This is a genomic window from Legionella navarrensis, assembly GCF_052527415.1.
Map to the genome: position 1 here is coordinate 77,122 of NZ_JBNVZR010000009.1, position 12,842 is coordinate 89,963.

A 12,842-nucleotide genomic window follows, 5' to 3' on the forward strand; every position below is an offset into this window, starting at 1 on the left:
AATAGTCTTGTTCTCTCGAGCGCAATCCAGAGGCAGGGACATCGCAGTTTTGAGTCCTGTTTCCGAACCGCGACCGTCAGGAAGCGGAAATTCCTGGTACGCATTGTGCAGAACTTTCTGTTGAGCAGGATCGTAAGACTTCCGCTTCCTGACGGTCGCGGTTCGGTGAGATCCTGCCAGTTAATCGATTAATGCTTCTTAGAGTCCAATACCGTTCGACGGAGACCGCGAGGTATGTTCCGCTATATCGGCCGGCGTGCGTGAGCGACGATGAGGGGAAGGATAATGCCCCTGACTCTCGTGGCCATGCGTTGCTGCATTCCGCTGACCACCCAACTGGCTCATGGCACGTCGGCTTCTCGCGTCATCGATGTCCGGATAATGATGAGATGCGTCTTTTTCAGCGCCAGCGCCTTTTTTATCAATCTTTTTATCAAGCCAGTTAGCCACCCAGGTTGCAGCGTTGAACGTAACAGCCGCTATCAGCGTGGCGGCGGCAGCCAATCCACCCATCACAAAGGGAATCCAGATCGGTGACATGGTCGCAATGGCTGAAAAAATCTTGATTGCGGCTACTGCGGCTACAATCGGCGCACCAACGGGGTTTGCGCACACGGCACCAACAACAATGGCCGCTATCATTGCAAGAGAAATAGCAGCGACTGTTTTCCAGTGGCTGCGCATCCAGCCTTTTACTTTTTCCCAAAACATATGCAACTCCAGAAATTAAAAAACGACGCCATTCTAACAAAAATATTATGCAAGTGAAATGAAAATGCCCAGGCTTTGACTGTATTCTGCAAATGTAAAGTTAAAGAAAATTACCTTGTTCCTTAAATAAATACTATGATATAAAAAAGAACACTCTGTATTCAGCCGAATACGCCATTATCAAGAGCAGATGAAAACGAGGTGACATCATGCCATCAGCCAATCCGAATTCTGACACGCCAAATGTGGATTTGCTGGGCATGGATGGTATCGCTCAGGCTCGTAATATGTATCATTTTCATCGCAGCAAAAACGATGAAACCATCAAACGCAGAATCAATCCGCACAAACTGCACAGCCATCGCGCCCTGCTGCCCAACCTGTTAAATTATTACCTGCAGCAGTTATCAGAAACCAACGAAGCGACCTTTCGTTTTCTGACCATGGAACAAAGAGAGGCGCTGGCAAACAGACTGGTTTACACGCTAAACCTGCTGAACATGCAGTATCAGCTGGATAAAATGGAAGGTCGTCGCTACAGGCTTGGCGAGCTGAAAGATGGGATGAGACGCTGCAATGATCTCCTGGATCAGCTGAGCGTACGTGTTGATAAGGACACACCTGGCTCGTTATTGCTTGAAGACACGGTTGCCTCGGACAAAGCACTTAAATTCACCGCCATGCGTGATTTTTCTCCTTCTTTTGTGCAAACAATGCTGTCTCTGTTTGGCTCTACCTACAACGAATTCAGTGAGCATATCACGGGCAAGGTCATCGAGAACATGAGCGAGCTGAACGGCGTACGTCTGTATTGGGTCTGGGGTGGCAGTATGCTTGGCTCTCTCCTGACTGTCTTACAGGGTACGGGTATTAATACCGTCGAAGCCAACAGACGACTGAGCATGCCCTCTTCCACCACCGGCTACATGAGCTGGGTTTTGTATTACGCCCGTTTCGGTATTCAACTCGGTCTGCTGCTCAAGCATTGCATAAAAGGCCCGTGGATGAGCAAGGAAGAGGCACAGATTCCTTTTGCAGAACGATTTAAAACCCAGTGGCAGCAAAGGAAATTTGCTCTGCTTAACGATCTTATCTGGGCCACAGCCAATCTGGCCGGTTTCTTCTGGCTGGTGGGACCGGGGCTTCTGGGCTATAGCGGCAATGTGTTGACGGCGGCCCTGCTGTTAATGGATTTGGGTCTGTCCTGCCTGCGGTATTGGGAAGAATCCACCGCTCATAATAAAAAAATGCTGGAAATTGGCCAGGCCTTTGAGGCCATTAAGGCCGAACTGGCGAAACTACGTGCTGCGGCCGTCCCGGATTTGGAAAAAATTGCCGCGCTTGAACAGCAGCGCAAGGATTTGGTAAAACTGCATGAACACACGGAATTTGAGTGGAAACACCGACGCCGGGCCATGGAAAATGACATATTTTATGCCGGCGCCCTGCTCATCGCATTTGCCCTGACCTGCTGTTTCTTTTTCCCCCCCGTGATGATCCCGGCAGCAACAGCCGCCGCCATTGGCCTCGCGGGTGCCGCGCTGTGCTTCGTATTGACCGTGGCCTATTCTGCCATTAATGGCGGGCTTGAAATTGCCAAATCACGCGAATTAAGTCGCCGGGCCAGCAGCGAAGGTCAGGAGCTGCTGGACGAGTTCAACAACAGCACCGATCTGAATACCCGAAAACGCCTGTATCTGCAAATGCAGGCCTTGTCGGCGAAATCGGTTTACCATCAGCAAATGGCGCGTTTTCAGGCCTTTAATCTGGTACGCTCGGTGTTGATTGATGCACTGATTCCGGCCCTCGTATTCAGCTCCATCGCACTGATGCCGCTGGGTGCTGGTTTCGGCGTATTGGGAGCGGCGCTGGTTTTAATTATTATATCCAAAATCATCATGAAGCAATTCGAACCCGGCATGCCGGAGCTGCCAGAGATGAATGAGGCGGACGAGCTGGCCTTCGAGGAATTCAACGAGAACCCACCGGAGCGTTTTCCTGTGAAAAAAAGCGAGCATCGTGGATTTTTTCAGGAGAAAACGCCGCCTGAATACGACGGAATCAGTGAGAGCACGCCTTTACTGGAAAAATCACCGGAAGATTCTGACGACTACTCTTCTTCTGGTTACGACGAATGGGCCCGGCTTTAAATCAGGGCTGTCCCATCTTAATTTGAACTGAAGTTAATCCGTTGGCACGATAGGCTCCCTTCTCCCTTGAGGGAGAAGGGCTGGGGATGAGGGTGGTGGGTGCGACACGGCCTGAATAAATACATTGAAATACGGTACTTGATTGGTTTATCCGTCTGTTTTTATTAACTAATCGATGGATACAGCAAAGTGAATCATGATGTTTCCAGCTCATTTTAGTCTCATTTTGGCGTGTTAAATGATCCTGAAAATATTGCATTGAAAGCATTACGCAAAAAAGCCGGCTGGGGAAATGAGACACTTGTGTTCATTTGGAAAGCTGTGGATATCGAGTTTTGTGAATATGGAACCATGAGGTATTTTAAAAATACAGGGTGTGATGGACGGCATTCTTGATTTACTCGAGACCGTTCCACACCCACCACCCTCATCCCCAGCCCTTCTCCCTCAAGGGAGAAGGGAGCAGATCGTGCCATCTGGTTAATTTCAGTTCAAATTAAGATGGGACAGCCTTGTTGCCTCATTAAAAGGATCTTATAAATCCAGCCAAAAATGTGTATAATTCCAACTTTTGTTGCGCAATTTTTTACTCTCGCGATTTTAAGAGGCACACCCTGGCATGAATCTGGAAAAACACTACGACGTCATTGTCATCGGCGGCGGTCACGCTGGCACGGAGGCGGCGCTGGCAGCAGCGCGCCTTGGCGCTCAGACACTGTTACTTACTCATAACCTCGATTTACTCGGGCAAATGTCCTGCAATCCGGCTATCGGCGGAATCGGCAAAGGCCATCTGGTGCGGGAAATTGATGCTCTGGACGGCGTTATGGCTCTGGCCGCCGATCAGGCCGGCATTCAGTTCCGCACACTCAACTCGTCGAAAGGACCAGCCGTTCGCGCAACCCGGGCGCAGGCTGATCGTGTGCTGTATCGTCAGGCGATTCGCCATGCCCTGCAGACGCAGCCTAATCTGAGCCTGTTTCAACAGGCTGTGGACGACATTCTGGTCGAAGGCGATCAGGTCACAGGTGTGAAAACACAGATGGGACTGATATTCCGTGCCAGGGCTATCGTCTTAACCGTTGGCACGTTTCTGGCGGGCAAGATACACGTCGGCATGGGTCAATACGCCGGTGGCCGCGCCGGGGATCCACCTGCCGTTGCCCTTGCCGCCCGCCTGCGCGAACTCAATCTGCCTGTGGGCAGGCTGAAAACCGGCACGCCCCCGCGAATCGACAGCCGCTCGCTTGATTACAGCAAAATGACCGTACAGCCCGGTGATACGCCCGTTCCAGTGTTTTCCTTTATCGGCTCCACGGCCATGCACCCCGAACAGGTTCCCTGCTTCATTACTCAGACCACCGAACAGACTCACGACATCATTCGTGCCAACCTGCATCAATCGCCGATGTATGCCGGGGTAATTGAAGGTGTTGGACCACGTTACTGCCCATCCATCGAGGACAAGGTTGTACGTTTTGCCGACAAACTGTCGCATCAGATTTTCGTTGAACCCGAAGGGCTGACCACCACGGAAATGTACCCGAACGGCATTTCAACCAGCCTGCCTTTCGACGTCCAGGTTCAGTTTGTACGCAGCATCGTCGGCTTTGAAAATGCCCACATTACCCGGCCAGGTTACGCCATCGAATACGATTATTTCGATCCCCGTGGCCTGACAGGCTTCCTGCAGACCAAACCCCTGGCCAACCTCTTTTTTGCCGGCCAGATCAACGGCACCACCGGCTACGAAGAAGCGGCGGCTCAGGGCCTGATAGCCGGTATGAATGCCGCGCTCCAGGTGCAGGAAAAAGAATTATGGTGCCCACGTCGCGACGAAGCCTACATTGGCGTACTGATTGACGATTTGATCACCTCCGGGACGCTGGAGCCCTATCGCATGTTCACATCACGGGCAGAATACCGCCTGCTCCTGCGCGAGGACAATGCCGATTTACGTTTAACCGGCAAAGGCCGCGAGCTGGGTCTGGTCGGCGATACGCGCTGGCAGGCTTTTTGCGCAAAGCGCGAGGCCATTGCTGAAGCACAGGCACAGCTGCACAGTACCTTCGTTCGCGTCAGCGACAGCGAGGCTCTACAGGCCGTGCTCGACAAGGCACTGACCCAGGATTGTCGCGCGTCGGACATGCTGAAACGACCAGAAGTGACGTATCAGACCCTGCAGGCCGTGACAACGCTGGGCCTGCCGGCGCTTAGCCCGGACGTAGCCGAGCAGCTCGATATCCAGAGCAAATACGCCGGTTATATTGAGCGCCAGCAAATGGATATTGATCGGCTGCGTAAACACGAAGCAACCCAGTTACCGGAAGACATTGATTATCAGCAGGTGCCGGGTCTGTCCACCGAGGTAATACAGAAACTCAGTAAAATCAGGCCGGTCACCATGGCTCAGGCCGGGCGTATTTCCGGCGTGACGCCGGCCGCTCTGTCTCTGTTGCTGATTCATGTCAAAAAAATGCGAGCGACCGTATGAGCGAACAATCCACTGCCATGATGTCCCTGCGTGACGGTCTGCAGGCCATCGCGCTTGATACACCCTGCGAACCCCTGATGCAGTATCTGTATCTACTGGAAAAGTGGAACAAGGCCTATAATCTGACCGCCATCCGCGACGTCCAGCATATGGTGACACGTCACCTGCTCGACAGTCTGGCCATACACCCATGGCTGTCGGGTACACGAATCATCGATGTGGGCACCGGTGCTGGTCTGCCAGGCATTCCTCTGGCGCTCAGCCACCCCCACCTTCAGTTTGTTCTGCTGGACAGCAATGGCAAAAAAACCCGCTTTTTACAGGAGGTAAAACGGGTTTTAAACATTCACAACATTGAAATTGTACAAACACGTGTAGAAAACTATCGCCCGCAACAGGGTTTTGATACAGTAATAAGTCGAGCGTTCAGCGATCTCGGCCAAATGCTCAGCTGGACCGGGCATCTGCTCGCCAGTCAGGGTCGCTGGCTGGCCATGAAAGGCCGCTACCCCGAGACCGAACTCAATGCTCTTAACCGCCCCTGGCAGGTACATACCTATACCGTTCCTGGCCTTGAAGGCGAGCGTTGCTGTGTGACTATAGACAATTCAGGCCTGTCCTGACAAGGAATCCAACATGGCGAAAGTCATCGTAATTGCCAATCAAAAAGGTGGTGTCGGCAAAACCACAACTGCTATTAATCTGGCTGCGTCCATTGCGGCACAAAAATTTCAGGTTCTGCTGATAGATCTGGATCCGCAAGGCAATGCCACCATGGGCTGTGGTGTAGACAAAAACACCCTGGTGCATACCTGTAATGATGTGATTCTGCGTGATTGTCTGGCCGAACAGGCCTGCCTGACTACCGCTTACGGCTTCGATTTGCTTCCGGCCAACGGTGATTTGACCGTAGCTGAGGTCAGTCTGATGGAGCAGGATCATCGCGAAACCTTTTTATTCAAGGCGCTGCAGCCTATCCACAGCCGTTACGATTATATTTTTATCGATTGCCCGCCAGCCTTGAACACCCTGACGATCAACGCGCTGGTAGCCGCCGATTCGGTGCTTATTCCCATGCAGTGTGAATATTTTGCCCTGGAAGGACTGGCCGCCCTGCTGACAACCATTGAACAGGTTAAGGCGTCGGTTAATCCACGTCTGGAGCTGGAGGGTATTTTGCGCACCATGTACGATGCGCGAAATCGTCTGTGCTCTGAAGTGGCAAAGCAACTGCTCCAGCATTTTAATGACAAGGTATATCGTACGGTTGTGCCGCGTAATGTGCGTCTGGCCGAAGCACCCAGCCATGGCATACCAGCCCTGCAATACGATAAATCGTCCACCGGTGCGGCTGCCTACATGGTTCTTGCGGCTGAGCTTATTAATAAACAAACCGTAACCGGTTAAGACAGAGGTTGTGCCATTGCTATGAAACGTAACGGTTTAGGTCGTAATTTATCCGCCCTGCTGGGCACCCCCAATACGCTGTTATCTCCCGTATTATCTCCTGCTGCGGAACCGGCGGGTACCGAACAGGCCAAAAGCATGGCGCTTGACTTGCTGCAGCCAGGAAAATACCAGCCCCGCTCGTTAATAGACGACGAATCGCTGCAGGAACTGGCGGCATCGATCAAGCAGCAGGGTCTGCTGCAGCCTATCGTGATTCGCGCAATTGCTGGCGATCGTTATGAAATCATCGCGGGAGAGCGACGCTGGCGAGCCTGCCGACTGGCGGGGCTTACGGACGCGCCGGTTATTATACGCAATGTTGACGATGAAACAGCCATGGCCATGGCCCTGGTTGAGAATCTGCAGCGCGAGGATCTGAATCCCATGGATCAGGCACGTGCCATGGCACGTCTGGTAAATGAATTTTCACTGACACACCAGCAGATTGCAGATTTGTTATGCAAATCACGTACTGCGGTCAGTAATTTTCTGCGCCTCATGTCACTGTCGGAAGCGGTAATGCGTTTCCTTGAATACGGTGATCTGGATATGGGCCATGCCCGCGCTCTGCTGATGCTGGAGCCGGAGCAGCAGCAACAGGTGGCGGCATTAATCGTAGCTAAAAATCTGTCGGTCAGGGAAACAGAAAAACTGGTGAAACGTGTACGGGAAGGCCGTTCTGAAGCGGAACCCAGACATATAAGCCACATGCCGGTGATTGAGTCACATATCGAACAGCTCGGGCAGATGCTCAGAACCCGCATCAGTCTAAAGCAGGGAAAAAGAGGCAAGGGATCACTGGTTATCCATTATGACTCGGCAGAGAGCCTGGAAGAGCTGCTTCAGCAGATGATGAAATAAAGTGATCAACTGTAGGTTGGGCCTTGGCCCAACAATGAGCTTAGGTGCCAATTCCATGTTGGGCCAAGGCCCAACCTACGTCATATCAGGAGCATTGACACATATCAAAACTAAATGGAAACAGTACTAGTGATAATGCCCTGACGATTTCCCACGAAACAGATAGTAGGCATACAGCGTATAGCCCAGGAGTATGGGCAGCATGATCACGACGCCGACGAGGACAAACAGCAGCGTAGAATCAGGGGCGGCAGCCTCCCAGATAGTCACCTGATGCGGAATCAGATAGGGAAAAACACTGATGCCAATGCCTATGTAAGCACATAAAAACACCACAATGCTGTATATAAAGGGCTTGTACTCGCTCGCCGTATTCAGGTTTTTCCAAATCTGATAAATGGCGATGGCGGTCAGCAGGGGTAAGGGGCTCAGCAACAGGATATTTGGAAAACTGTACCAGCGATTAAAAATCTCATCACTGTGCAAGGGCGTCCAAATACTCACAAAAATCAGAAATAAACTCACCAGTACTAACAATCCCCGCGCATGATGAATCATGTGACGCTGAAGCCTTCCTGAGCTTTTTATGATCATCCACGTGGCGCCTAACAGTGCGTATCCGCAGACAAGGGCAATCCCTGTACACAGACTGAAAGGAGTCAGCCAGTCGGGCTGATTGATTGTCATTGACGATTCGTCGATAGGAAAGCCCTGCACAAACGCACCTAAAATAACCCCCTGAAAGAAAGCGGCAGCGACAGAGCTGATAGCGAAGGTCCAATTCCAGATGGGTTTTGTTGTTTTTGCCTTAAAACGAAACTCAAAACTCACGCCACGAAAGATTAATGCGATAAGCATGAGCATGATGGGCATATAAAGAATGGGCAACAGCAGCCCGTATACCTTGGGAAAGGCACCATAGAGCATCGCCCCGCCGAAAACGAGCCAGGTCTCATTACCGTCCCAGACGGGTGCCACGGAGTTCATCATGGTGTCGCGCTCTGTTTCATTGGCCGTAAAGGGAAAGAGAATGCCAATGCCTAAATCAAAGCCATCCAAAATAACGTACATGATGATAATAAACCCCAGCAGTACCGCAAAAATGAGTGGCAACATTATGATTTCTCCCTGGGGATGTCGGTCATGTATTGAAATGCATGATGCTCGGTTTCATCCTCTACCAGAGCCTCTGGCCCTTGACGAATCAGCTTGAACAGGTAATAGAGGTAAAAGCCAAAAACAACGCCATAAGCGATAAGCAGCAGCGTGAAGGATATCAGCACCTGTTCATAACCTACAGAAGACACCGCATCCTTTGTTTTTAAAAGATTATAGACGACCCAGGGCTGGCGACCAATTTCAGCAGTAAGCCATCCTGAGATACTGGCAACAAAGCCTAATGGCGCCATGGCAAGACACCAGCGATGAAACCAGCGGGATTGATACAGCGTCCCTTTAAAATACAGGAAAACGCCCGTAATAGCGGTCAGGAGCATTAAAATTCCAATACCGACCATAACACGGAAGGAAAAAAACACCGGCAGCATGTGAGGTTGCTCAGCAACGGGAACCGAACTCAGGCCGACGAGCTCGCCATCCCAGTCATGGGTATTAATCAGGCTTGCGAGTTTTGGTATGGCGATTTCATAAAAATTCTTTTGCTGTTCCTGCGATGGAATAGCAAACAGCACAAGGGGCGCTCCCTTTTGTGTCTGCCAGACCCCTTCCATTGCCGCTGTTTTTAAAGGCTGGAAGTGATGCACATTAATACCCACCACATCGCCAACGCCTATTTGCAGGGGCGCTAAAATCAGGGCTGCCCACACAGCAAAAGAAAGGCATCGTCTGGCAATCACGTTAAATTTATCTTTTATTAAAAAATAAGCTGCAACAGCCATGACAACAAAAGAGGTCGTTACGTAAGAGGCAAGGAGCATGTGAATAAAGCGCGGGATAAAGCTCGGATTAAATACGACAGCCCACCAGCTGTCGACAATGTATTTACCCTCGGTGAACTGATAGCCGCTGGGTGTCTGCATCCAGGAATTCGCCGACATGATCCAGAATGCCGAAATCGTGGTACCAATCGCAACTAAAAGAGTGGCCATAAAATGCAGCGGTGGTGGAACCCGCTTCCAGCCAAAGAGCATCACGCCCAGAAAACCTGCCTCGAGAAAAAAGGCTGTCAGGGTCTCGTAAGCAAATAAAGCGCCAAGGACGTTTCCAAACTGTGTGATGAAGGGACCAAAGTTCGTCCCAATCTGATAGGCCAGAACAATTCCAGAAACAACCCCCATTCCAAAGGTCAGGGCAAAAATTTTAGTCCAGAACCGACAGATCTCCAGATAAACGGGGTTTTTGGTTTTCAGCCAGGTTGCTTCCATAACGACAAGAAACAGCGCAAGACCAAGGTTCAGCGTAGGAAACAAAATGTGAAACCCAATGCTGAAACCAAATTGGATTCGCGATAAAATTTCTACAGACATACAACCCCCGCCGTTTTTATCTATCGACAAATTGTAGCATATTTACTCTAAAAAATACTCGATAAATGTTAATGGTTCAGGGGGAAATGACGGGATTCGAAACACTGAAGCACGGGCTGATTTATTTCAATCACCATGGCGAAGCCCTGTCTTACAGGCTCCCGGCATCCAGTGAGGTCAGCACGTCAGCCGCCCTGGCGAGAATGTTTTGTTTCTTATGCTGATCCATTTTATCCCAGTTGAGGTAGGCGTAATGAAGACGAGGGTTGCTTCTGAGTCTGTCTTGATGCTGATCTATAAAGTTCCAATAAAGTGAATTAAACGGGCAGGCGTTTTCACCAACAGCATCGCGAGGATTATAAGCGCACGATTTACAGAAATCGCTCATTTTATGAATGTAGTTGCCGCTGGCCGCATAAGGCTTGCTCGCCATTAAACCTCCATCAGCAAACAACGCCATCCCCAGTGTGTTGGGCAGCTCCACCCACTCGAAGGCATCAGCATACACAGCCAGATACCACTCACACACCTCCTGGGGATTAAGACCAGCCAGCAGAGCAAAATTACCCGTAATCATCAAACGCTGGATATGGTGCGAGTAGGCCTCAACCTGCGTTTGTCGAACGACTTCCTTCATACAAAACATCTGAGTGTCTTTTCCCCAGAACAGTGAGGGCAATGGCCTGGACGCCTCAAAAAAATTTCTATCGCCATACTCAGGCATAAACAGCCAGTAGATGCCCCTGACATACTCACGCCAGCCTGAGATCTGACGAATAAAGCCCTCCACTGCGTTCAAGGGCGCCTTATGCTGTTTAAACGCGTCTTCTGCCAGGTGACATAACTCTAAGGGCAGTAGAAGCCCGGCATTCAGATAGAAGGAAAGTTTCGCATGATATAAACTGGCTTCATTGGCGCGCATGGCATCCTGGTAATCACCAAAAAAAGGCAGACAATACTCTATAAAATAATGAGCCTCATACAGAGCCTGCTCACGGGTCACCGCAAAATTAAACGGTCGCAATTGACCAAAATGATTGGAAAACTCCTTCTCCACAAGGTTTAAAACCTCTGCGCCTATCTCATCCAGAGGGTGTGTCAGGCGATCGGGAAATGCCGTGATATGATTCGCGTTTTTCCTGTTCTGCTTATCGTAGTTCCAGTCGCCCCCTACGGGCCTCCCTCGCTCATCCATGAGCAGATTATGCTTTTGACGCATCATTCGATAAAAAAATTCCATGCGTAATTGCTTTTTATCTTTTGCCCAGGCATGAAACTCATCTGTCGAGCATAAAAACCGTGTGTCCTCATGAAGATAAAGAGGAATAGCCAATTCGTCCTTGAGCGTGATGATTTTTTGCAGCACGCGCCACTCACCCGGGTGAACGATATGTACCTCTAAAATGTTTTCTTCCTGAACCGCCCGCCGCAGCTCGCTTTCAAAAGAGCCGGTGTTGGCAGCATCATCGTATCGCGTGTAGCGCACACGATAACCAAGTTCGTTTAATCGCGCTGCAAAATGGCGCATTGCCGAAAATAAAAAGGCAATTTTTTTAGGATGGTGAGCAACATAGGTGGCCTCTTCCCTGACTTCGCAAAGAAAAACCACGTCATCATGTCTGTTGATTGCAGCAAGAGAGGCAAGTGATTCACTGAGCTGATCACCGAGAATAAAACACAATTTCGTCACAGCGCATCCCGAAAGAAAATGAATTACAGTTTAAGCTTTGGACGAATCGAGCTTAATCCCCCATCAACCGCCAGGACCTGTCCCGTAATCCAGTTGTTTTCAGGCTGAAGAAAAAACAGGACAGCCCTTGCGATATCCATGGGCTCGCCAATCCGCCCCAAAGCATGCATCGCAGTAGATGCTTTAGCTGCCAGTTCATTTTTCAACAGGGGTTCTGTTAAGGGCGTTCTCACCATGCCTGGCGCTACGACGTTAATCCGCAGATTGAAAGACGCATAAGTCGCCGCTGCTGATTGCGCCAGACCAATAACGCCAGCTTTGGCTGCAGCAATACAATCGTGATTAGCCAGCCCCGTTAAGGCTGCGGCCGAGGCGATAAGAACCACTGAGCCGCCGTGAGGCATTCTCTTGCCTGCGGCGCGTACCGTTGCAAATGACGTAGTCAAAGACGCATTGATTGTCTTTTGAAATTCTTCAAAATTTGTTGCATGAGCACTCTTAAGTAATAATGAGCCCGCGCAGTTAACCACACCATCCAGAGACCCAGCCTGCTCAAATACGCTATCGACTGCATTAAAGTCAGAGGCATCAAGTATAAAATCCGGGTTGATTTTGTCCTTTGTCCGGGCAGTCGTCAAAACCTCATGGCCCTGTTTTTTCAGTAGCTCAACAACTGACTGACCAATCGCGCTGCCCGCAGCGATAATTAAATATCTTGCCATAAATCCATATACCTTAATTTTAAAAAAGCCTACTATGAAGGAGTGTATTATTGACTTCAAGTAAGAATGAGAAATAAATTTCAGTTACACGTTAGTACGGGTTCCATTTAATTTTGATATCTGTCGTCCCCGCGCAGGCGTGGGACCAGCCATGATTTGCGCATAATGTGACACTGGTGAATAGATCCCCGCCTGCGCGGAGATGACACTTACATGTCAAAATTAAATGGAAACAGTGCTACACACATTGGATATGGACACAAACTACGGCAGGATCCT

10 protein-coding genes are annotated in these 12,842 nt (G+C 50.2%); 5 read left to right on the forward strand and 5 right to left on the reverse strand.

Annotation, left to right across the window (positions count from 1 at the left end; all coding sequences use genetic code 11):
• Window positions 1-198: 198 nt before the first annotated feature.
• Window positions 199-711: a hypothetical protein gene (locus ACQUTA_RS07095; RefSeq protein WP_444987532.1), complete on the reverse strand. Its 513-nt coding sequence runs from the start codon at window positions 709-711 to the stop codon at window positions 199-201.
• Between the two features lie 209 nt (window positions 712-920).
• Between ACQUTA_RS07095 and ACQUTA_RS07100 the strand changes: the two genes are divergently transcribed.
• The 5 genes from ACQUTA_RS07100 (at window position 921) to ACQUTA_RS07120 (ending at window position 7,665) form a co-directional block, all read left to right on the forward strand.
• Window positions 921-2,861 (forward strand): hypothetical protein, encoded by a 1,941-nt coding sequence (locus ACQUTA_RS07100; protein WP_444987533.1) that lies wholly within the window; start codon window positions 921-923, stop codon window positions 2,859-2,861.
• 619 nt (window positions 2,862-3,480) lie between these two features.
• A complete protein-coding gene (mnmG, locus tag ACQUTA_RS07105) occupies window positions 3,481-5,355 on the forward strand; it encodes a tRNA uridine-5-carboxymethylaminomethyl(34) synthesis enzyme MnmG (protein WP_444987534.1) in 1,875 nt (624 codons plus the stop codon).
• Window positions 5,352-5,978 carry a 16S rRNA (guanine(527)-N(7))-methyltransferase RsmG gene (gene rsmG, locus ACQUTA_RS07110; protein WP_444987535.1) on the forward strand — a complete coding sequence of 209 codons (627 nt, stop codon included), beginning with the start codon at window positions 5,352-5,354 and terminating at the stop codon, window positions 5,976-5,978. The genes mnmG and rsmG overlap by 4 nt, the downstream gene beginning before the upstream one ends.
• 13 nt (window positions 5,979-5,991) lie before the next feature.
• Window positions 5,992-6,762 (forward strand): ParA family protein, encoded by a 771-nt coding sequence (locus tag ACQUTA_RS07115; RefSeq protein WP_444987536.1) that lies wholly within the window; start codon window positions 5,992-5,994, stop codon window positions 6,760-6,762.
• A 15-nt stretch (window positions 6,763-6,777) separates the two neighbouring features.
• Window positions 6,778-7,665 carry a ParB/RepB/Spo0J family partition protein gene (locus tag ACQUTA_RS07120; protein ID WP_444987558.1) on the forward strand — a complete coding sequence of 296 codons (888 nt, stop codon included), beginning with the start codon at window positions 6,778-6,780 and terminating at the stop codon, window positions 7,663-7,665.
• A 126-nt stretch (window positions 7,666-7,791) separates the two neighbouring features.
• Here ACQUTA_RS07120 and cydB read toward each other — a convergent pair whose 3' ends face one another.
• From cydB to ACQUTA_RS07140, 4 genes are all read right to left on the reverse strand, one after another.
• The gene (gene cydB / locus ACQUTA_RS07125) at window positions 7,792-8,781 is read right to left on the reverse strand and encodes a cytochrome d ubiquinol oxidase subunit II (protein WP_444987537.1); all 990 of its coding nucleotides are present in this window, start codon (window positions 8,779-8,781) and stop codon (window positions 7,792-7,794) included.
• Window positions 8,781-10,151, reverse strand: a complete 1,371-nt coding sequence (locus ACQUTA_RS07130; protein WP_444987538.1) for a cytochrome ubiquinol oxidase subunit I — start codon at window positions 10,149-10,151, stop codon at window positions 8,781-8,783. Before ACQUTA_RS07130 ends, cydB begins: the two co-directional genes overlap by 1 nt.
• 151 nt (window positions 10,152-10,302) lie before the next feature.
• A complete protein-coding gene (locus tag ACQUTA_RS07135; RefSeq protein ID WP_444987539.1) occupies window positions 10,303-11,841 on the reverse strand; it encodes a cryptochrome/photolyase family protein in 1,539 nt (512 codons plus the stop codon).
• 23 nt (window positions 11,842-11,864) lie between these two features.
• Complete coding sequence (locus tag ACQUTA_RS07140; RefSeq protein ID WP_444987540.1) at window positions 11,865-12,563, reverse strand: SDR family NAD(P)-dependent oxidoreductase; 699 nt, start codon at window positions 12,561-12,563, stop codon at window positions 11,865-11,867.
• Between the last annotated feature and the right edge of the window lie 279 nt (window positions 12,564-12,842).